The 20,703-nt window shown below is 39.8% G+C and carries 18 protein-coding genes; 9 read left to right on the top strand and 9 right to left on the bottom strand.

Annotated elements, in window-relative coordinates:
• The first annotated feature begins 135 nt into the window (after nucleotides 1-135).
• Nucleotides 136-1,482, top strand: coding sequence for an amino acid permease (locus tag ACN6NB_RS18915; protein ID WP_058838384.1), 1,347 nt, complete (start codon nucleotides 136-138; stop codon nucleotides 1,480-1,482).
• A gap of 47 nt (nucleotides 1,483-1,529) precedes the next feature.
• On the opposite strand, the gene ACN6NB_RS18910 is transcribed toward ACN6NB_RS18915, so the two are convergent.
• Together ACN6NB_RS18910 and ACN6NB_RS18905 are read right to left on the bottom strand one after the other, a co-directional pair.
• Entirely contained in the window at nucleotides 1,530-2,210 is a 681-nt protein-coding gene (locus tag ACN6NB_RS18910) for a DUF3169 family protein (protein ID WP_126682546.1), read from the bottom strand.
• Complete coding sequence (locus ACN6NB_RS18905; protein ID WP_003215336.1) at nucleotides 2,207-2,413, bottom strand: helix-turn-helix transcriptional regulator; 207 nt, start codon at nucleotides 2,411-2,413, stop codon at nucleotides 2,207-2,209. The genes ACN6NB_RS18910 and ACN6NB_RS18905 overlap by 4 nt, the downstream gene beginning before the upstream one ends.
• A gap of 171 nt (nucleotides 2,414-2,584) precedes the next feature.
• Here ACN6NB_RS18905 and ACN6NB_RS18900 point away from each other — a divergent pair, with 171 nt between their 5' ends.
• A complete protein-coding gene (locus ACN6NB_RS18900) occupies nucleotides 2,585-3,208 on the top strand; it encodes an NUDIX hydrolase (protein WP_341084948.1) in 624 nt (207 codons plus the stop codon).
• Between the two features lie 11 nt (nucleotides 3,209-3,219).
• On the opposite strand, the gene ACN6NB_RS18895 is transcribed toward ACN6NB_RS18900, so the two are convergent.
• Together ACN6NB_RS18895 and ACN6NB_RS18890 are read right to left on the bottom strand one after the other, a co-directional pair.
• On the bottom strand, nucleotides 3,220-3,702 hold the full coding sequence (locus ACN6NB_RS18895; protein ID WP_341084947.1) for a DUF4188 domain-containing protein: 483 nt from the start codon (nucleotides 3,700-3,702) through the stop codon (nucleotides 3,220-3,222).
• Between the two features lie 4 nt (nucleotides 3,703-3,706).
• A complete protein-coding gene (locus tag ACN6NB_RS18890) occupies nucleotides 3,707-4,258 on the bottom strand; it encodes a PadR family transcriptional regulator (RefSeq protein ID WP_047203745.1) in 552 nt (183 codons plus the stop codon).
• A gap of 154 nt (nucleotides 4,259-4,412) precedes the next feature.
• Here ACN6NB_RS18890 and ACN6NB_RS18885 point away from each other — a divergent pair, with 154 nt between their 5' ends.
• The 5 genes from ACN6NB_RS18885 to ACN6NB_RS18865 all read left to right on the top strand — a co-directional run bounded on the left by ACN6NB_RS18885 (nucleotide 4,413) and on the right by ACN6NB_RS18865 (nucleotide 11,021).
• Nucleotides 4,413-5,306, top strand: a complete 894-nt coding sequence (locus tag ACN6NB_RS18885) for a hypothetical protein (protein ID WP_059377339.1) — start codon at nucleotides 4,413-4,415, stop codon at nucleotides 5,304-5,306.
• A 210-nt stretch (nucleotides 5,307-5,516) separates the two neighbouring features.
• Entirely contained in the window at nucleotides 5,517-6,470 is a 954-nt protein-coding gene (locus ACN6NB_RS18880) for a hypothetical protein (protein ID WP_039182737.1), read from the top strand.
• Nucleotides 6,471-6,811: 341 nt separating this feature from the next.
• Entirely contained in the window at nucleotides 6,812-8,671 is a 1,860-nt protein-coding gene (locus ACN6NB_RS18875) for a beta-glucoside-specific PTS transporter subunit IIABC (protein WP_039182734.1), read from the top strand.
• Nucleotides 8,672-8,675: 4 nt separating this feature from the next.
• Nucleotides 8,676-10,142, top strand: a complete 1,467-nt coding sequence (locus ACN6NB_RS18870) for a glycoside hydrolase family 1 protein (RefSeq protein ID WP_059377333.1) — start codon at nucleotides 8,676-8,678, stop codon at nucleotides 10,140-10,142.
• Nucleotides 10,143-10,172: 30 nt separating this feature from the next.
• Complete coding sequence (locus ACN6NB_RS18865; protein WP_039182729.1) at nucleotides 10,173-11,021, top strand: PRD domain-containing protein; 849 nt, start codon at nucleotides 10,173-10,175, stop codon at nucleotides 11,019-11,021.
• 92 nt (nucleotides 11,022-11,113) lie between these two features.
• Here ACN6NB_RS18865 and ACN6NB_RS18860 read toward each other — a convergent pair whose 3' ends face one another.
• The 5 genes from ACN6NB_RS18860 to ACN6NB_RS18840 form a co-directional block, all read right to left on the bottom strand.
• Nucleotides 11,114-12,292, bottom strand: a complete 1,179-nt coding sequence (locus ACN6NB_RS18860) for a response regulator aspartate phosphatase (protein WP_474253536.1) — start codon at nucleotides 12,290-12,292, stop codon at nucleotides 11,114-11,116.
• Between the two features lie 655 nt (nucleotides 12,293-12,947).
• Nucleotides 12,948-13,709, bottom strand: coding sequence for an ABC transporter ATP-binding protein (locus ACN6NB_RS18855; protein WP_039182724.1), 762 nt, complete (start codon nucleotides 13,707-13,709; stop codon nucleotides 12,948-12,950).
• 16 nt (nucleotides 13,710-13,725) lie between these two features.
• The gene (locus ACN6NB_RS18850; RefSeq protein WP_144489751.1) at nucleotides 13,726-16,050 is read right to left on the bottom strand and encodes an FtsX-like permease family protein; all 2,325 of its coding nucleotides are present in this window, start codon (nucleotides 16,048-16,050) and stop codon (nucleotides 13,726-13,728) included.
• Nucleotides 16,047-17,300, bottom strand: a complete 1,254-nt coding sequence (locus ACN6NB_RS18845) for an MFS transporter (protein WP_144516175.1) — start codon at nucleotides 17,298-17,300, stop codon at nucleotides 16,047-16,049. The genes ACN6NB_RS18850 and ACN6NB_RS18845 overlap by 4 nt, the downstream gene beginning before the upstream one ends.
• 69 nt (nucleotides 17,301-17,369) lie before the next feature.
• The gene (locus ACN6NB_RS18840) at nucleotides 17,370-18,020 is read right to left on the bottom strand and encodes a TetR/AcrR family transcriptional regulator (RefSeq protein ID WP_144516177.1); all 651 of its coding nucleotides are present in this window, start codon (nucleotides 18,018-18,020) and stop codon (nucleotides 17,370-17,372) included.
• A gap of 160 nt (nucleotides 18,021-18,180) precedes the next feature.
• On the opposite strand from ACN6NB_RS18840, the gene ACN6NB_RS18835 reads away from it, so the two are divergent.
• Both ACN6NB_RS18835 and ACN6NB_RS18830 read left to right on the top strand, forming a co-directional pair.
• The gene (locus tag ACN6NB_RS18835; protein ID WP_039182716.1) at nucleotides 18,181-19,293 is read left to right on the top strand and encodes a CdaR family transcriptional regulator; all 1,113 of its coding nucleotides are present in this window, start codon (nucleotides 18,181-18,183) and stop codon (nucleotides 19,291-19,293) included.
• A 118-nt stretch (nucleotides 19,294-19,411) separates the two neighbouring features.
• On the top strand, nucleotides 19,412-20,683 hold the full coding sequence (locus ACN6NB_RS18830) for a GntP family permease (RefSeq protein ID WP_144489755.1): 1,272 nt from the start codon (nucleotides 19,412-19,414) through the stop codon (nucleotides 20,681-20,683).
• Nucleotides 20,684-20,703 lie beyond the last annotated feature (20 nt).

Below are 20,703 nucleotides of genomic sequence, written 5' to 3'. Positions count from 1 at the left end.
GCCGTGTATTACTTTTCTCTATTTTGCTATTCTTTTATGACCGTGAGATTGGAGCGCATCCAATCTCTTTTTTTATGGACTTTTTAAAGAGTTCATTATTTCAGTATAAGATCGTGTCGTAGGAGGGTGTTAGCATTGGCACAACAAGAATTAAAACGAGATTTATCAAACCGTCATGTGCAATTGATTGCCATTGGCGGAACCATTGGAACAGGGCTGTTTTTAGGCTCTGGAAAAGCCATTCAATTGGCAGGTCCATCAATCATTTTTGCTTATTTAATTGTCGGAATGGCCATCTTTTTTGTCATGAGGGCACTTGGAGAATTGCTTTTATCGAAGGCGGGCTATCAGTCATTAACCGATATTGCAGAGGACTATCTCGGCCCGTGGGCATCTTTTGTGACAGGGTGGACATATTGGTTTTGCTGGATTATGACAGCGATGGCGGATGTCATTGCGGTCGGAGTGTATGTGCAGTATTGGTTTGATATCCCGCAATGGATTCCTGCCATCATTTGTTTGTTGATTTTACTAGGATTGAATCTATTAACGGTGAAGCTTTTCGGAGAAATGGAATTTTGGTTTGCACTCATTAAAGTGATTACGATTCTATTACTGATCGGTGTTGGAATTGTTCTTTTAATCATTGGTTTTCAAACCGATGCCGGACCGGTGACAGTAACGAATTTATGGTCTCATGGCGGGTTATTCCCGAATGGTGTCACAGGCTTCTTGCTGTCATTCCAGATGGTGATTTTTGCGTATGTGGGAGTTGAACTGGTTGGCGTATCCGCAGCAGAAACAGCTAATCCGCAAAAAAACATTCCCTCTGCGATTAATAAGATTCCATTAAGAATTCTATTTTTCTATGTGGGTGCGATCTTTGTTTTACTATGTATCAACCCATGGTCTGAGCTCAGTGCATCAGAAAGTCCTTTTGTGAAAACCTTTGGGCTCATTGGGATACCAGTAGCAGCGGGGCTTATCAATTTTGTTGTGTTGACGTCTGCGGCATCAGCTTGTAATAGCGGCATGTTCTCGACAAGCCGTATTCTGTATAATCTCAGTCATCAAAAGCAGGGGCCAGCTTCCTTTGGACGTTTGAACAAGCACGCTGTCCCGAGTAATGCGCTATTTGTTTCAACGATTGTAGTATCGGTCGGTGCACTTTTAAGCAAGCTGATTCCCGAACAAGCCTTTGGGATTGTTACCACGATCAGTGCCATTTGTTTCATTTGGGTATGGAGTATTATTTTAATTTGTCATTTGAAATATAAAAAAACACGGCCTGAACTGCATGCAGCATCTACCTTTAAAGCACCGTTCACACCTTTTGTGAATATTTGCGTTCTTGCGCTCTTTGCAGCCATTCTCGTGATCATGCTCTTCGCAGATGCAACACGTCCTGCGTTGCTATTGACACCGGTATGGTTTGGTTTCTTATTTTTGATTTATGCACGAAAGAAACGCCGTGCATCGTAACGGACGGAAAAAGCACAGCCTTTTGACAGAGCTGTGCTTTTTATCATTTAACGATTTCTAATCTTCAACACATAATTTGCATTCAAAATGATCAAAACAATCCCAATGACCACGATCGAGAACAGTTGAGAGTGATTGGCTCCAAGCGAATACACAATCAAAATAAACATGGCACTAGTCAATAGAATATTCATCATTTGATACGTGTGAAACAGTCCGCCAAGCATGACATGCTTTTCCCCTTCGTCTGAAATGGCGAGCAGCTTTTTACTATAGTCTTTGTCGGACGGATTTGGTAGATTGCGATTAGGATAGACAAGTTTGAGGACGGATATCGCTGCATAAGAACTAATAATGGTGACGATAAATAAAGCAGCATTGACCAGAATCAACCAGAGTGGCTGCTCGGTGACGATGGTTATACCGATGGCAATAATGGACAAAATCGTACTCACCGTATTGGCTAATGTCGAATCAGTAAAGGTCCGATATTGCTTAGCCTCCAGTTCATCTTCCTCATCTCCAGAGACCGAAAGAGACACTCTTTTTTTCATACGTGAAATCCCTGAAAAACAATAAATAATCAATAAAATTGTCACTCCACTGATGACAAGAGTCGCTTCAAATGCAATATCAATAAGTGTCATCTCAAATTCGGCTGCCAGCAGACAGTAAGCACCGAGAAAGCCAAGGAGAGCACCTAAGAGCATTTTGTATACAGTTTTCATGATAGTTCATCCTCCTCGAATAGAAAAATACGTTCAATGGGTTCCTGAAAAATTCGTGAAAGCTTAACAGCGAGCAAGAGAGACGGCATTAATTCATCACGTTCCATTAAGCTGATGGTTTGACGAGAGACCTTTGCACGTTTCGCAAGCTCAGTTTGGTTTAAACCATCACGCGCACGAAGCTCTTTTAACCGATTTTTCATTCTGTCACCTCAAGTTTTAATTGAAATCTTTCCTTGATTGTAAAGCATTATATTCAATTTGACAAGTAAAGTTGTCAAATTGATAAAAATAATTGTCAGAAAGATCATCTTTATTGAAAAGGTGAACCATGATACGCTAAAGGAAAGAGAAACAGAAAACAGGTGATGGCCGTGTTCATTGATCAATTAAAAAATGACTTACATCAATCACAACCGTTGTTCATTGGAGAAGAGACAGCGTTCAAAGCAGCAGTCCTGATCCCTTTAGTACAAGTAAATGGAGAATGGCATATATTATTTGAGGTACGATCGCTCACCATGAGAAAACAGCCGGGTGATATTAGTTTTCCTGGGGGCAAGCTCGACGGCAGCGAAACAGCACAGGAGGCTGCACTGCGAGAAACACATGAAGAGTTGGGCATTCCGCCAGAATCGGTCGAAATCGTTGGGCAGCTCAGTCCTTATATCGCTTCTCCATCCTTTGTCGTATACCCATATGTCGGTATCATTGATGAGCAAAAAGTGAAACACTCCTATAATCAAGAAGAAGTAGAAGAGACCTTTACCGTGCCTCTATCATGGCTCAGCCAATATGAGCCGTACCTACATCATGTATCCGTTCAGCCAACACCAGGAGAGGACTTCCCTTATGAAAAAATCATGAATGGTGAAAAATACAGCTGGGGGAGCCGTTCGATTGAGGAATGGTTTTATGATTACGAAAACTACACCATATGGGGATTAACAGCCCGCATATTAAAGCATTTTGTGACCGTTGCAAAAAGAAATTCCTAGAGAATCGCTCTCTAGGAATTTGTTGTATTCAGCCGTTCCTGCGCTGTTTGTTTTCCTTTACCAATTGGAATAGGCGCTCTCGCTTGGCTCAATCCGTAGGAAGGCATGTTCACGTAGACGGATTCATACGAGCCGGCTTGAATTTGGTATGTTTCATGATAAATGCCGACCGCATCATTATTTCGTGCCATTTGGTTAAATCTTTTCCAAGCAGCCAAATGCTTCTCCATCTTGGCATAGGCAAGGAGGTCATCTGTTGATTTCCAATATTGAATCATCGCTGTCGTGCGTAATCCAAAGTAATTCTCTGTTCCAAGAAACCCTAGCTCCTCTTGATGGGTATACAGCTCCTTGATCATGCCAGGCATCGCCATGAACACAGGCATCCATTGATGAATGGCCCAGCGTTTGTTGATCCTCATTCCGATAATGAACACCACAATCGAATCAGAATTGTCCGTTGTAAATCTGCCAGCACGTATGTCTTTTTTCATTCATTTACCCTTCCTTCTTCATCGAATGGAATGTCTCCACGCACCAATCAATTCCAGCTTGAGCCACTCTTTTCCCATAATCTAAAGTAAACAGCCAATACTTCGCATCCGCTTCATCTGGGTACAGCTCTTGAATGTTTTGTTCAATCGCAACATATGTCTCATAACGAATACGGAGCTGCCTCTCATAATCCTGTAAAAGCGCTAGTTTTTTCTCAAACGAAAGATATTGACCGAAGAATAATTTTAATAACACCTCATTCCGCTCTGTTGGTAACTGATCGAGCGGCTGCGCCAGCCATTCTCTTAACGTGTCCAGTCCTTTTTCAGTCAAATGATATTCCCGCTTGTCTGAGCGACCAGAGCTAGCAGCAGGTGAAACCTCCGCAAGGCCTTCCTCGACTATTAGCTTTAAAGCTGGATAAATTTGTCCATAACTGATTTTCCAAAAATGATGCAAGCTCCTATCAATTAATTGCTTCACTTCGTACCCTGACTTACAATCTGTCGTTAAAATACCTAAAATCGCATACGTCGTATCATTGTATTTTTTCATATCAGCACACCTATCTAAAAGATATATCATTTAGATATATAATATATGATGGGGAGTGGCAGATACAAGGGGTTGTTGAAAAATAAATTCGATAAAGGAGGTGACTCACTCATATATTGATAGAAAAAATGAAATTCTGTCGGTGGAGGTATGTATGAATAGATCGAAAATCTGGATCGTGGCAATTCTAGCGGTACTAATCATGGGTGCTGTCAGCTGGATAGCATATCAAGCAAATGCAAAAAAGAGTGTATTGAATCAATCTTACGCCTTTGCATATAAGACCAAGAATCATGTGAACTGGTTCAAAGTAACGGAGAAAAAAGGGAAAGTAACAGGTCATCTGAATGAAACCATTTTGGAGGAAAACCCAAAAAGGCATTTTGATCCTAATCTATTTATCAACAAATATAAATTAACCGGCAAAACGATTGAAAACGGTTACGAATTTCAAGTGAAGCAAGGGAAAAAGACGGTCACATATGAAGTTCACCTTGCTGAAAAAGATCTTTCTGTGAGAAAACAAGGTGAAAAACAAAGCATCACATACAAAGCAGTTGATCAAACAAAACTACGTGCTGTTCAAAAGGACATTCATGACCTATATGAAGAACTGATGGAGGACACTGAAAATAGATTTCATGATTATGTAAGAAACTTCATTAAGAAAGTAACAGGCGCTTATGGTTATCTGTATACGGCGGAGGATGGTTCATACCAGCTATTTCTAAAAGTAAAACGAATGTATATGCAGTCTGAATGGGCAGGTTCTTTTCTGATGAGAACGGTCCCAGGAGATGGTGGAGCACCTTATAAAGAAACGAAACATACAGCCGGGGGTGTTTCAGATGGGATAATGTTTGATTTGAGTACTTATCCTGCAATTGAAAAGGGTTTTATTTTAGGGGAAACTGACCGAGACGCAACATCAATTAGATTTCCCTTTAAAATGGCAGGCGGTACAATAGAATTTAAAGCTGTCACGAAAGAGGAATATCAAGAGCAAACGGAAGCATTTAAAAAGCAGGCTGAAGAAAAGAAAAAATAGATCGTATTGGACCAGGTGAATAAGGGTTAATAACATATCTGAATTCTCCATGAAAAAAAGGATATTATTTGCATAGATGTAAGATATAATTACTAAAATAATTATCTAAATTTTCTAGTATCTACTTTTAAGTGAATAAGAATTTAGTTGAATATATGGTAAAATATTGTTGATGTTGATTTCTCAAATTAAATATTAGAGGAGGTACGTATGAGCAAATTGAAAATCTGGGTCGTGTCTATCCTAGCCGTACTCATCTTGGGTGGAGGCGGCTGGACAGCATATCAAGCAATCGCACAAAAAAATTCATTGAATCATTCCTATGCATTTGCGTATAAAACTAAGGATAGACTGAACTGGTTCGAGATATCTGAGAATAAAGGCAAAGTAACAGGTCATTTGAATGAAAGCTATATAGAAGAAATTTGGTGGGACCCTCAATTATATAAAAAACAATATGTCATAACCGGCCATTCAAAAGAAAATGGGTATGAATTTCAAATGAAAAAAGGAAAAGAAACGATCATATACGAAGTTCATTTTTCGGGGAAAAACCTTTCTGTGAAAAAACAAGGCGAGAAGCAAAGCACGATTTATAAAGCAATCAATCAAAAAAAGCTAGGAACGTATCAAAAAAAGATTCAAAATCGACATCAAAATCTAGTTGATTCATCAGAAACTAGATATTATGAAAATATGAGACACTTCAGGGATAAAGTGGCGAAAGTATATGGTTTTCTATATACGGCAGAGGATAAACAACTATTTTTACAAGTGGAAAGCATGCATGTTGAGAATGGATGGGACGGCTCCTTTTTAATAACAACTGTTACTGAAGAAGGTTGTAAGCCCTATAAAGAAATGAAAATAGAGGTCGGGGGCTTTACTGATGGGGCAGGATTTTTCGAAATGAGCTATGATCCTATAATTGAAGATGGTGTCATTATAGGTTCGACTGATCGAGATGCAAAATCAGTAAAGCTGCCAATTAAAAAGACAGACGGTACAGTAGAGTTAAAAGCTTTCACGAGGAAGGAATATAAAAAACTCCCTAAACCATATATCATGACAGGCGATTCAATAGAGTTAAAAGCTGTCACGAAAAAGGAGTATGAAAAACAAGCGAAAGCATTTAAAAAGAGGGCAGAAGAAAAGAAAAAATAGATGAATTTAAACCAGATGAGTGAATCAACTTATCTGGTTTTTTGTGGAGAAAAATATTGTTGATTGATGATAGAAGGAACAAAAGAGTAGAAGGTTTCCTATAAGTGAATAGAGAAAAGTATTTTAGGTATATAGACCCTAATAATTTTTAGAAAAATAAATGTTGACGCTTTCATATAATGCGTATATACTAAAAACAAATCCAATATGAATAAATTAGACATGTGACTGGTCATGCAGGCAGGATCTAAAAACGATGAATTTTTCTTTTATTTGTCGTTTTAGGTCCTTTTTTTGTTGCCAAAATATAGGTCTCGTGTATGAGAAAAGGGGGAGAAAAAATGAATTACACACAAGTTGCCAAAGACGTTTTACAGCATGTAGGTGGCAAAGAAAACATTGCGCACCTTGAGCATTGTTCAACAAGACTTCGCTTCACACTCATTGATCAGAAAAAAGCAGATGTACCAGCACTGGAAAAAACACCGGGTGTCATAGCTGTCAGAATGACAGGACAATGCCAAGTAGTCATTGGGAATGACGTCATTGAAGTGTATCAAAAGGTAACAAATTTAATAGGCAGCAGCTCATCAAGCCAAGACGTGCCATCCAATCAGCCAAAAGAAAAAAGAAAAGCAGGCACAGTTCTGTTAGATTTCATTGTCGGTGTCTTTCAGCCGCTTGTACCAGCTATCGCAGGCGGAGGAATTTTAAAATCATTTCTTCTCCTTTTCTCTTTATTAGGCTGGATGGATGCAAAGGGACAAACCTATCAAATACTGAACATGGTAGGTGACGCACCACTTTACTTTCTGCCTTTACTAGTTGCTGTAACGACGGCGAATAAACTAAAAGTAAACCCACTGGTCGCACTATCAGCAGTCGGTGCGCTTCTTCTGCCGAACATGACGGCGATGCTTACAGAAGGTGCACAATTACTGTCATTCGATGTGAAAAATATAGCTTATGCGTATCAAGTGTTTCCGGCAATCCTTTCTGTATTGCTTTACGCGCAAATGGAAAAATTCTTTACACGGTTTTCACCAAAACCAATTCGGATTTTCTTCGTTCCGATGATGTCATTGGTCATTACTGTACCAGTTACGCTACTTCTGTTAGGACCGATTGGTTTTACAGCGGGGCAAGGTTTTTCATCTATTATTCTTTCGATGTTTAATACGGTAGGCTGGGTAGCTGTCGCCATTTTAGCAGCGGTCCTCCCATTCATGGTGGCATCAGGCATGCATAAAGCAATGGTTCCTTATGCAGTCACAACGATGGGAACCCTTGGGAAAGAAGCACTTTATTTGCCGGCATCACTTGCGCATAATATTGCGGAAAGTGGAGCGTGTTTCGCTGTGGCACTTCGAACAAAAGACAAGGTACTTAGATCAACAGCCATTTCGGCAGGGATATCAGCCTTTTTTGGCATCACAGAGCCAGCGTTGTATGGTGTGACACTGCAAAATAAGCGAGTTCTAGGAAGTGTCATGATTGGTTCGTTTGTTGGCGGAATTTTCATTGGATTAGTTGGTATACAAGCCTTTGTGCTTGTTGGCCCTGGTTTAGCAAGCATGTCGATGTTTATATCAGATGAGCTACCGCGAAATCTGATGTTTGCTATCATTGGAGCGGTCATTTCGTTTATTGTCGCCTTTATCGCTGCTTTTGTATTAGGTAAAGATCGAACAGTAGAAGAAAAGACAAAGGACCAAGCTGGGTTTGCTGAAAAAATTGGAGCAGGCGAAACATTCAAGAGCCCTGTGATTGGCCAAATGATCTCTCTATCTGAAGTGAAAGATGATATTTTCTCTTCAAAGGTCATGGGAGAAGGAATTGCCATTGTACCTTCAAAAGGAGCACTTTATGCACCTGTAGATGGAGAGGTAACCTTGCTGTTCGAAACAAACCATGCACTTGGTATGAAAACGGACCATGGAGTTGAAGTATTATTCCACATCGGCATTGACACCGTTCAGTTGGAAGGGCAGTATTTCCATCCAAAAGTACAGGCTGGAGATCGTGTTCAAGCGGGTGATTTATTGATTGAATTTGATCTAGAAAAAATCATGGAAGCAGGATATGATCCAGTAACACTTGCTGTAGTCACAAATACAGATCAATATGATATTAAGGTACAGCCATTACAAGAGGTCAATCGTCAAGATACATTGATGGTTGTTACACAATTAGGAGGCTAATCATATGACAAAAATCAAAGGTTTTCCAAAAGGATTTTTATGGGGCGGCGCCATTGCTGCTAACCAGGCAGAAGGCGCCTGGAATATAGATGGAAAGGGGCCGTCTGTTGCAGATATTGCAATGTACCGTTCCAACTTGAGTGTAGAAGATTATGAAGGCCATCTTGCAGTTACCACTGAAAATATAGATCGTGCGATGAAAGATCCAGACGATAAAAAATACCCAAAACGCAGAGGTGTCGATTTCTATCATCACTATAAAGAGGATTTGGCTCTCTTTGCTGAAATGGGATTTCAAACACTTCGAATTTCTATTGCATGGAGTCGTATCTTCCCTACTGGAGAAGAAGCGGAACCGAATGAAAAAGGGCTGCAATTTTACGATCGTGTATTTGCAGAAATGAAAAAACACAACATAGAACCGATCGTGACTCTCTCTCATTATGAAATGCCTTTAGCCCTTAGTGTGAAATATAACGGCTGGGTTGAAAGAAAAGTAATTGACCTCTTTGTGAAATTCGCCAATGTTTGTTTCGAACGTTATAAAGATGATGTGAAATATTGGCTTACCTTTAATGAAATTGATAGTATTCACCGCCACTCTTTCATTACAGCGGGAATTATTCCTGATCGCTGCCCAGAAGGAAAAGTAGAAGAGACGGTGTACCAAGCACTTCATCATCAATTTGTCGCATCTGCTCTCGTAACAGCAGATTGCCATCGTATCATCCCAGGCAGTCAGGTAGGATGTATGCTGACAAAATTGACAACGTATCCGCATACGTGCCACCCGAATGATGTAGAACAAGCTTTGAAACAAAACTTAGAAAACTATTTCTATGCAGATGTTCAGGTGTTTGGCGAGTATCCGCCACTGATCAAGCGTATGCTTGAGAGAAAAGATATTCATATTCATATGGAAGCAGATGATCTTACCATTTTAAAAGAAAACACAGTAGATTTTATCTCATTTAGCTACTATATGTCTTTAACGGAATCAGCCCAAGAAGGATTAGAAGAGACAGAAGGGAATACCATTCGTGGAGTCAAAAACCCTTATCTTCCTTCAACTGATTGGGGCTGGCAAATTGATCCGGTTGGTCTGAAAATTTCTTTGATCGAATTGTATGATCGCTATCAAAAACCTCTTATCATTGTCGAGAACGGCATGGGTGCAAAGGATGTAGTTGAAAGTGATGGCTCAATCCATGACGACTATCGTATTAACTATTTCAAAGAGCATTTCCGTCAGATGAGAGAAGCTATTGAAGAAGGCGTCGATCTCTTTGGATATACGAGCTGGGGCTCGATTGATATTATTAGTGCAGGTACATCACAAATGTCAAAACGTTACGGCTTCATTCACGTAGATCAAGATGATGACGGGAACGGGACATTAAAACGATCTCGAAAAGACTCATTTTATTGGTACCAAAAAGTCATTGAGACAAATGGTGAATCGCTTGATTGAACACCACAATCATGAAAACAGGTGATGACGATGTTTAAAATCAAAAAAGTTTTAAACTCGAGCGTGGTCCTGGCTGAAGATCAGAACCAACAGGAGATGGTTTTGTTCGGCCGAGGAATTGGCTATGGCCAGAAACCAGGTCAAATGATAGAAGAGAAAAAAGCGGACCAAGTCTTTATGTCAGTCGATAACATGAGAGCAAAAGAATTTCTTCAATTGTTAGATTCAATGGCTCAGGAGTTTATCGATTTAACTCAGCAAATCGTCCAATATGCAGAAAAACGTTTAAACTCAACTTTAAATTCAGGTGTTTATTTTACCTTAATGGATCATTTGAATTTTGCAGTGGAACGTCATAAAAAGAATATTAATATTACGAATCGTGTGTATTGGGAAATCAAAAATTACTATACAGAAGAATTTGAAGTAGGGAACTACGCACTTGAGTTAGTCAATGACACATTGGGCATACAATTACCAAAAGAAGAAGCTGCCAATATCGCCTTTCACTTGATTAATGCATTAGGTGAAGAGTCCGAGTCCAAAGATGGTATGAAATACGCCAAGATGATCGGAAGTATTGTTAATCTTGTGCGCTATACGTTGAATATGAAAATGGATCAAGAGAATATTCATTACAGTCGGTTCATTACACATGTGAAATTCTTTGTAGAGAGATTTTATGCTGATAAATTATTATCAGATCAGGAAAATGAGTTATTTGAACAAATTGCACATTTATATCCTCAAGCGATGGATGTTGCTTTTAAGATCAAAGATTATATTAAACAGGTGCATAGTATCATCATTCCTAATGATGAGCTTACTTATCTTGCGGTACATATACACCGCCTTATTTCTTATCAGCAACTAAAATAAATGTGGAACCACTTGCCTTGATGAGGCGAGTGGTTCTTTATTTCAAATGTTTATATTAAGTTCCGATAGGTCGTTCTGTTGTACCATTTTCATCATTTAATGAATTGAAAGTCCCTGTTTGTCCTAAAACAACGATGGTCAAAGTGATAATCAATAAACTCATTTTTTTCATTAGAATTCCCCCAGTCAATGATAGGATGTTTCATGCTATCAGCTTCCTTTAAAAAGAGATAGGCTTGATGAATTGCTCCCAGCTCTTCAAAGTGTTTTGCTGCTAACGCACTTAATTCACAGACTCCTTCAGCATCTTTTAATTTTTTAAGAATGCTGATTTCATCGAAACAGGCTTGAGCTTTTTGAGCCATATCTTCAGTGAAATATAGATGGTAAAGCAAATTCATTTTTGCTGTATAGATGGGGCATTTCTCTGATTCATGTTTTTGGTTAACCAATTCGAAGTAATAGAGAGCTTGTGTCCTTTCATCGATAGAGAGTAGCTCCTTCATTAACATGTACATGGAGTGATGGAAGTAACACGATGAGAAATAGTCTTCGTCACTAAGAGCCTTTTCTAGGGCATCGATACATTTTTTTGATTCGCCAGCTTCGGCATACAAAATGCTGATATTATGATAAAGCTGTGATGTTAGAAAATGATCGTTTAGACTGTCTGCGATGTGTAATGCTTTTTTGTAGTAATTTTCTGCCCTTATAAAGTCGCCAATGTCCATATAATTAGCAGCGGCGATGACAAAGGCTGCAGCTAGTCTTCTTTCATATCCTTCATGGCTTTTGAAAATATCAATAGCATTCTGAATGTAGTGTAGAGAAATTAGGCTTTGACGAAGCAGCATATATAAGTTGGCAATTTTCGTATGGAATTCTGCTACTTCTATTTCATCAGGAATGTGTTGTAGTTTTTTCTCGGCAATTTTAAACAGTCCAATGGCTGATGCATAGTCTCTTTTATATGACGCGTAAAGGGCTTTGTATAGGTAAAAATAGTATTCAATTAAGTCGTTTGTTTTAGAGGGGCAATCTGGCTCTAGCTGTTCCTTCAGTTTCGTACCTCTTCGTTCATATAACATGAGCTTATACTTGCCTTCTAGCAATGAGTAATAGGTCAAGACCTCCTGATTCTCTTCCATTTTTTGAAGTAATTCCTTTACTTCTGTATACATTGCTTTTGCACTGTGTACATCATGCTTGCGAATTGCAATTCTCCAATCATTTAAACGATTCCCCACCTGTTCAGCAGAAATGATAGCCATGGAAATTTCACCTCTTTAAGATCCTTTCACCTGTTTCATAAAAAACGATATCACAATTTTTGGTAAAATATAATCGTTTCGGTGAGGCGATTGACAAGGGGTAATAAAAAGGACCTAAGGTCATGTGATGTACGATATTGTAAGGGAGAATGCTTGTTAACACAAATGAATAAAATCTCTTTTTAGAAATCTAAAAAAGGGTTATATACAACGGGTTTTAAGATAATGTACGAAAATACCGCTCATATATTTGATATAAAGAAATTTTAGCTATTTAAGAGGGGAAATGGAAGGTCGATCTAGGAAAGAAAATCAGGTATGATGTTGCTAGATCATGAGATAAGAAACTGATAGATGACGACAAAAGTAAGTATTAAACACAAACTCCGACCTTTAAGAAAGGATGTTGAAATGAAAAAAAGATTTCAAAGCTTAAACAGACAAATCACAGTCATTATCACGACTCTGTTACTTGTTTTAGTGACTCTATATATGTCAAAGAGATACTTTTATAGCAAAGAAATTGAGCTGTTGATAGAATCTTGTCAACAAGCTGGCGGCAAAATCATCTTAGAAACAAATAGTTTGTCTATGGATTACTCGTTTGAGTGCCAGAAAAAGTAGAACAGGCAGTTTCTGCCTGTTTGTACTCAAATTAAAAACCTAAATCTTGCAGCCAATGATTTAATCTCATTTCTCGTTTCTCGACAGTTGAATGATCATATCTTCCTAATTGTAAACTGTCTGCCATTTCTCCGTCATTCATAAACATGATTCTTTCAGAACGAAGAGCCACCTTGGGGTCATGTGTAACAAGTAGCAGTGTTGCTCCTTCAGAGTGGATTCTTGAAAAAATATTCATTACTTCCTTTGTTGTACTGGAATTAAGAGCACCTGTAGGTTCATCAGCGAAAAGTATATCTGGTTCATTCATGAGCGCTCGGCAGATAGCGGCTCTTTGAAGCTGTCCTCCCGATACTTCTGTCAAATATCTATTTGCCAAATGATCAATTTCAAGTTTTTCCATTAAATATTGAGCTCGTTCATTCACTTTTTGTCTTGGCTTTTTCTTTGCTAAATAAGCTGCTGCAATGATGTTGTCAAATAGATTAAGTTTTTTTAATAAGTGGCTGTGCTGAAAGACAAATCCCATCTCAGTTAAGCGCAGAGCACTTAACTGTTTTTCTGTCATTTCTGATAGTGTTCGGCCTTTATATTTGATCTCTCCTGTTGAAGCTGTTTCTATGCCGCTAAGCTGATAAAGTAAGGATGTTTTTCCACATCCAGAAGGTCCCATAATGGTCACGAATTCCCCGCGCTTTATCGATAAATGAATATCCTTAAGAATCGTTTGTTTCTGTCCTTTTAATGAATTGATATGCAATGACAATCGCTTCGTTTCAATCAAGTGTTCCATGTGAAACAACTCCTTATTAAAGTGTATGCCTTGTCGTTTGGCTAGAAAAAAACGTCTTCAATAACCAGGCGATCAAAGCTAAATTGACAATAAATAGTATGAGTGGATACACAACCGACACCCATTGCGATGACAGCCACTGGAGGCTCGACGCCCCTAATGATGCTCCACCTATACTCATCAAAGCAGGACCAATTGTATTGACCGCGATTGTTCCAATAAAGGCGCCAAAAGAGAGAACAACAATAAAACTTGTTATATATTGTGCTGTTATATCTGTTATAGAAAACCCAATTGTTCTTAACATGTTGTTCCGGCTTGAATCTTTAGCTTTTAACATGTGCAAGAACATGAACAGCATTAAGCTGGCGGTCCCAAAAGCAGCTAATGTAGCAAAAAATGCAACGACTTTTACGATAGCTGCTGTGCTGCCGATCGTTTGATGAACGTATTCTTTCATATCTGTCACTTTTGCAGGAGATACCTTTTTTTCAAATATCGCCTTTTTCTCTGCAATATTTACTCCTGGTTTTAGTTGGATTTGAATGGTTTTCCAAAGAGCTGATTGAGGAAATGGCTGTGATATTGCTTTTGCTGTTTTGCCTCCATTGGTGACGTCCTGATAAATACCTGTCACCGTTCTTTGGGTTTCATGCCCGTTAGTTACGAGAGTGATTCTTTCTCCTATCTTTTTCTGAAGTGAATCTGCATTTAACACGGATAAGGCAATTTCATCATTCTTTAAAGGCTGCCGGCCTTGTAAATAGGTGAGGGGAAATGCTGAGAGCTCACCTGTTTCTAAATAGAGCGTTTCTAATGAATTCTCCTTTGATTTCGCCTGAAGAGAAGCAGTCTCATAGATGGCTGCTGTTTGAATGCTCCGATCTTCACGAATCATTGATTCTATTTCGTTTGTATTTTTCGTTAGTTGATTTCCTTGGCGTATATCAATTCGAAGGTCACTTTTACCCGAGCCAAGGTAGGTGATGAAATTCGGTGATTGTAAGGTATGCCATAGCTGAATAGGCATCAGCATTAAAAATGTACAAAGTGCAATAATACAAGTAATCGTTGTGTACAACTTCTTTCGTGATATCAGGTCTTTTAAACCAAGCCAAATATGGATTGGTAAGAACCTGCTTTTCTTGAGGTGCATAGGTATTTTTTTCTTATGATTCGATGAATGGATACCACCTTGAAGGGCTTGAGCAGCTGATATTTGACCAAACTTTCTTAGGACAGCATAGCTGCAAGAGATGACGATCATTGCTGTCACAATAGAAACAAAAAGCGGGATTAACAAATGATCAAAAGAAGGCTGATTCCCCATGTATTGCTGAATATTGGCCGTAAACATATCACCAAATATAAGTGTTAACACATAGCCTGCTATACATCCTGCACAAGCAAGCACGGCATACTTTCCAACGTATAATTGCTTAATTTTTGTTAAAGGAATCCCAAGTACCTTCAGTATGCCAATTTCACGTTCATCTTCTTCTATAGAAGCCGTCATAGCAAGATGGAGTGAGAGAAGGGCTATACTAATGAGCAGCAGGCAAACAAGCAAAAGAATGGCAATCACCATTCCATCTGTCAATGCGTTCAGCATGCGCAGCAAAGGCAGTGTGACAGCTGGGCCTTGTTGTGGCATCTGTGATGATTGATAGATTGCTTGAAAAGCATCTGTCTGCGCGGCATCATGCAGTAAAAATTCGATTAAGTACTCTTTTTGTTGAAACACTTGATTTATTGCGTCCCAATCCTCGTTATGAAGAAGAAATCTTTTTGAACTGACTAGACTGGGGTTCATTTGTGCATCTCGCAAGAACGCTTTAATGCGAAAGGTGAATTGATTAGCTCCTTTCTCAATCAGTAATGTTTCACCTATGTTGAGATGATACTTTTGTTGAAAATAAATTGGGACAGCCACTTCACCTTTATTGACAATGAGCTTCTCGTTTTGTTGATTTAAAAGAAAATCAAAATTGCGATTTTGCTTCACAAATAAATGATCCATCACACCTGCTTTGGCAGGCTCATGTCCGAACCTGATGTTTGCATGTTCAATTGGTATCATAGGGACGATTTGATGAGCTTTTACCATGGACTGCTTACTTGAAAATGCTTCAATGTCTTTTTCATTTAGGTCGCCGTCATGCATTTGGACAAAGTCTGGCGCTTTAGCAGAATGGAGCAGGCCAGAAATGGACCCATTCAGCTGTACTGTCATTTGAGCGGCACTTGCTGCGAGAAATGAAGTCATCATGATGCAAATAGTTAAACCAATTGAAATAAGACGGTGGCGGGTTAAGTCTTTCTTTATAAAGGCGAATCTCATGAGGCTGATTCCCCTTCATGTTGCAGCATATTTTTTGTTAGGTAGGCTAGGGCAAACATGAAAACACTGACGATTAACACAGTCACATACATGTTGGCTGAAAACGTATTGAACAAGAACCCATACATCATTTGACCAAGCGGGACAGCACATTGAGAAACCATTGTTAGGTTGGCCATCACTTTTCCTAATTGGTGATTTGGTGTTTTCTTTTGAATATGTGATATCACAACGACCGAGATCATTGTAAGCAGCATAGCAATTGGAAGACATCCTGCTAAAAAGAGGAAATAAGCTGGATAAGTGCCAAATTGTAGAGCCATAGTCGATGTTGAGAACGCCACAGGCAGCAGGATGATAGCGATGACAAGCATCCAGCGATATAAAGTAGGAATGCGCCAATGCTTCGCTACAAGTCCAACTAGCAGAGCACCTGCGATGACAGCGAACTCAATCAAGCCCATTCCTACTCCATACATGATGTCACTTGTTTTCATTGTAACCCTTAAAATGATTGGGCCACCTACGATAAAAAATGGTGTAAGGATGAAATTTAACATTGCAGCAAGCAGCATGGTTCTTTTTAGAAACGGCTGGCTGCCGATATAAGAAAATCCTTGTTTCATATCTTTTATGAGCACTTTGCCCATAGAATCTGTCAGCGGACTAGAGGAGAAGGGTATTTTTAATCGTAAGAGCATGCACGCAGATAGGAAAAATATGATGGCACTGGCACCTATAATGAATTGACTTCCAATCATTCCGTATAGAACACCACCGATAACAGGTGCGAGAACACCTGAAAGTGCCTGAACGCCATTGACGATGCCGTTCGCTTGTTCTAATTGCTCTTCTTTCACTAGCTGTGGAATGCTGGACATCACAGTAGGTGCATAAAACGTACTCATCACACCAAGAAGTATCATAACAGCTCCGATCATGTAGAGTGAATCATTTCCAGATAGTAACCAGAAATAAAAAGCCAGAATCATGATGCCGGCGAGGACGTCAAATAAAATCATCAAGTTCCTTCTGTTAAACCGGTCAGCGATTGCACCAGCTAATGGGGAGAGAAGGAACGGGATATTGGATAAAGCGAAAAGTAAGGCAAATAAATCAACTCGTTGTGTCATATCAAGCACATGTAAAGATAGAACAAATCGAATGAGAGAAGATCCGAAAACGGAAATAATCTGTCCGAGAACGAGGTAGATAAAGTGAGATGAATCTCTTTTGAATAATACAGTCATAAATATCACTCTCCTTTTAGACCGACCGTCAGTCTATAATGTATGCAGGATTGGTATTGAAGTGACCAATCACTGATTATTTTCATCCTGCTCACCAGATAATCGCTTCAGCAGGAAGGAAAAGCTCCCCTTATCTGCATGCAATGAGGATTCGAGTATATCGATAAAAGCTAAAGCGCGTTGTATACTTTCTTCGGCTGTCCATTGAAACAGGCCTTCATCAAATATGACCTGTGCAGAAGCAAGAAGGAATTCAACCGTCTCTTGCGGATACTTCGTTTTGAATGTCCCTTCCTCTACACCTTGCTGAATGACATCTGCCAACACTGGTGATAGTTCTTTAATGGCTTTGATTAAGCTTTTTTGATGCATTTCTGCATTAGAAGGCTGATGGAACTGATCGATCATCCCCTGTTTATGGCTTCCTTGCTGAGGTGATTGCGCCATGATGATACGAAATAGTTTGTCAACGACTGGAAGGTCTGGATCAGCCGCAATACGCTTTGCCACGATGATATCTTCTTTGATGATCCTGTCAATAATGGCATCCATTACTTCTTCTTTGGATGCAAAGTAGTAATAAAAGGTGCCTTTTGCAATGCCAACGGATTTTAATATGTCAATAATCGTTGTTTTCTGATAGCCTTTGGTTGAAAAAAGCGCTTCTGCTGCGTTTAATATGTCATTTTTACGTTCCTCAGGATGTTTAACGGTTCTCATAAAGCCATCCTTTCTTTTAACTAGACTGTCGGTCGGTCTTTGATTTGATTAAACACTTTTTAGGGTGTCTTTGTCAATGGCTGGTTTTTAAACACTTTGCATTTATTGTTCAAAGACACTATGATACATTGAATGAAAACACCTTCAGGAGAGATGCCTCATGCAATTTTTAACCAGTGAATTGGCTCAAGAAATGGTTGAACGTACGATGCATATTTTACATAAAAACATCAATGTAATGAATGCAGATGGTGTCATTATTGGTTCTGGTGAACGAAACAGGATTGGCCAGAAACATGATGGTGCACGACTTGTTCTGACAAGCGGGAACAGTGTGGAAATTGACCATGAGACCTCCTTGCGCTTAGAAGGAGTGAGACCGGGGATCAACCTGCCTATTTGCTTTCATGAACAAGTAGTTGGTGTAATTGGGATTACTGGTGAGCCAGAGGACATTCGGCATCATGCCGAGCTGGTGAAGATGGCAGCTGAACTGGTGTTAGAGCAATCTTTTCTACTCGAACGGGTTCAATGGCGTCATCGAATAGAAAGTGAAATTGTCAATCAGTTGATTTCATATTCTGATGTTGGGGATCATCAGCTGAAAAATCGAGCTGCTTGGCTGGGAATGGATTTAGACAAGCGCCGAAGGGCTATTGTTTTTCAGCCAGTTCCATCCTCAGAGGATGCTGTTCATAAATTGATGCATGCGATTCAATATGATAAGAAGTCGGATGATTTACTTGGTATGACCTTTTGTCATGAATTGATTCTTTTAAGTCATTCAATACCTGAACATCAATTAAAGCAGATGGCAGGTCATCTGCAAAGAACAATGCAAAGAGCAATAGGAGGCCAAGTGCTAGTGGGGATAGGGACTGTCGCTGACGACATCAGCCAGCTGCCAATTTCTTTTCAGCATGCGAGAGAAGCCCTGAGATTAGGGAAAGCTCTTGATCCGGAAGAAAGTATGTATTTCTTTGAGTCTTATCAGCTGGAAAGCTTATTCATGATTGCGGGAATTGCTGAAAAGAAAAGTCGATGGACTGACTTTTACAAGCCGCTGACACAAGAAGCAGAGCTCGCCCATACATTAAGGGTTTACATTGAAGAGGGCGGTGATTTGCAGAGCATTGTTGATCGTTTATTTATTCATCGGAATACATTGCGTTATCGTTTAGACAAAATTCAAGAATTGACTGGAAAAGACCCTCGTCATGTAAAACAGTTAATCGAGCTTTATATGGCGCAGCTAATGAATCAATTATCTTGATTGTGCAAATGCACAATTGAGTAGAGTGATAGATGAAAAAAGTTCATCCAGATTCACAACACAATCCCTTTGGGTAAACGCTTACAATTGGAGAAAGATATTTTTAGGGGGATTGAGGATGAGTGGAGATGTAACGGTAAGTACTTTGGGAGCCCTGGCGGCGCTTGTGATCGCGATTGTTCTCATTCTAAAAAAAGTATCACCTGCTTATGGCATGCTGGCAGGTGCATTTATAGGCGGCTTGGTTGGCGGTGTAGATATTGTTCAGACCGTCAACGTCATGATGGAAGGTGCTAAGGACATGATTCCAGCTGTCCTTAGAATTATGGCGGCAGGTGTATTGGCTGGTGTTCTCATTGAGTCGGGTGCTGCGTTATCGATCGCTGAGGCCATCGTGAGAAGGCTTGGTGAGGCGAGGGCGCTATTAGCACTCGCACTTGCAACGATGATTTTAACAACAGTGGGCGTTTTTGTAGATGTTGCGGTTATTACGGTAGCGCCCATCGCACTTGCCATTGCCAAACGCGCAAAGCTCTCAAAAACGGGAATTCTTCTTGCTATGATTGGAGGCGGGAAGGCAGGAAATATCATGTCACCGAATCCGAATGCCATTGCCGCTTCAGATGCTTTTGGTGTACCTCTGACTTCAATGATGGCTGCGGGTGTCATTCCAGCTATGTTCGGGCTGGCGGTTACATATGTATTAGCTAAAAAGCTTGCAAACAAAGGGACACCCGTTCTTGAAGAGGAAACCGGGCAAAGTAAAGTTCAAATACCTGCTTTTTTTCAAGCACTGGCTGGTCCGCTCGTTACCATTTTATTGTTGGCTTTAAGGCCGCTTTTTCAAATCAATATAGATCCAATGATCGCCTTACCAATTGGAGGGATTGTAGGCGCTCTTTTCATGAAAAAAGGGAAATTTCTCAATGATTATGCGATGTCAGGGCTTCATAAAATGTCAGGTGTCGCGATTATGTTATTAGGGACAGGTACGTTAGCAGGAATCGTATCGAATTCTACCTTAAAAGATGTGTTTATTCAGGCACTTGATGCATCGGGTTTACCTCCATATTTACTTGCACCAACTTCAGGGATATTTATGTCAGCCGCTACTGCTTCGACAACAGCTGGCACGGCGGTAGCGAGTGGTGTGTTTAGCGGAACACTGATTGGGCTTGGTGTGTCTGCTCTTTCAGGGGCAGCCATGATTCATGCTGGCGCAACAGTACTTGACCATATGCCGCACGGGAGCTTTTTCCATGCAACAGCAGGAAGTGTTCAAATGGATATTAAAGAGCGTTTAAAGCTCATGCCTTTTGAATCGTTAATCGGTTTGACGTTAACCGTTGTATCGACCATTATTTTTGGCGTTTTCCAGCTGTTTGGCTAAAGGACATGATAAGAAATGAG

It is taken from the genome of Bacillus sp. 11B20 (assembly GCF_056098985.1).
Note: the sequence above shows the minus strand (reverse complement) of the source record. Positions and strands in the feature narration are given on the sequence as shown.

Excerpts from the sequence above, each read along its gene's own strand:
- ACN6NB_RS18835 (WP_039182716.1), top strand. The coding sequence starts at position 18,181 with ATGCAATTTTTAACCAGTGAATTGGCTCAAGAAATGGTTGAACGTACG.
- ACN6NB_RS18875 (WP_039182734.1), top strand. The coding sequence starts at position 6,812 with ATGAATTACACACAAGTTGCCAAAGACGTTTTACAGCATGTAGGTGGC.
- ACN6NB_RS18840 (WP_144516177.1), bottom strand. The coding sequence starts at position 18,020 with ATGAGAACCGTTAAACATCCTGAGGAACGTAAAAATGACATATTAAAC.
- ACN6NB_RS18830 (WP_144489755.1), top strand. The coding sequence starts at position 19,412 with ATGAGTGGAGATGTAACGGTAAGTACTTTGGGAGCCCTGGCGGCGCTT.
- ACN6NB_RS18870 (WP_059377333.1), top strand. The coding sequence starts at position 8,676 with ATGACAAAAATCAAAGGTTTTCCAAAAGGATTTTTATGGGGCGGCGCC.
- ACN6NB_RS18905 (WP_003215336.1), bottom strand. The coding sequence starts at position 2,413 with ATGAAAAATCGGTTAAAAGAGCTTCGTGCGCGTGATGGTTTAAACCAA.
- ACN6NB_RS18880 (WP_039182737.1), top strand. The coding sequence starts at position 5,517 with ATGAGCAAATTGAAAATCTGGGTCGTGTCTATCCTAGCCGTACTCATC.
- ACN6NB_RS18845 (WP_144516175.1), bottom strand. The coding sequence starts at position 17,300 with ATGACTGTATTATTCAAAAGAGATTCATCTCACTTTATCTACCTCGTT.
- ACN6NB_RS18895 (WP_341084947.1), bottom strand. The coding sequence starts at position 3,702 with ATGAAAAAAGACATACGTGCTGGCAGATTTACAACGGACAATTCTGAT.
- ACN6NB_RS18910 (WP_126682546.1), bottom strand. The coding sequence starts at position 2,210 with ATGAAAACTGTATACAAAATGCTCTTAGGTGCTCTCCTTGGCTTTCTC.
- ACN6NB_RS18890 (WP_047203745.1), bottom strand. The coding sequence starts at position 4,258 with ATGAAAAAATACAATGATACGACGTATGCGATTTTAGGTATTTTAACG.
- ACN6NB_RS18850 (WP_144489751.1), bottom strand. The coding sequence starts at position 16,050 with ATGAGATTCGCCTTTATAAAGAAAGACTTAACCCGCCACCGTCTTATT.
- ACN6NB_RS18855 (WP_039182724.1), bottom strand. The coding sequence starts at position 13,709 with ATGGAACACTTGATTGAAACGAAGCGATTGTCATTGCATATCAATTCA.
- ACN6NB_RS18865 (WP_039182729.1), top strand. The coding sequence starts at position 10,173 with ATGTTTAAAATCAAAAAAGTTTTAAACTCGAGCGTGGTCCTGGCTGAA.
- ACN6NB_RS18860 (WP_474253536.1), bottom strand. The coding sequence starts at position 12,292 with ATGGCTATCATTTCTGCTGAACAGGTGGGGAATCGTTTAAATGATTGG.
- ACN6NB_RS18885 (WP_059377339.1), top strand. The coding sequence starts at position 4,413 with ATGAATAGATCGAAAATCTGGATCGTGGCAATTCTAGCGGTACTAATC.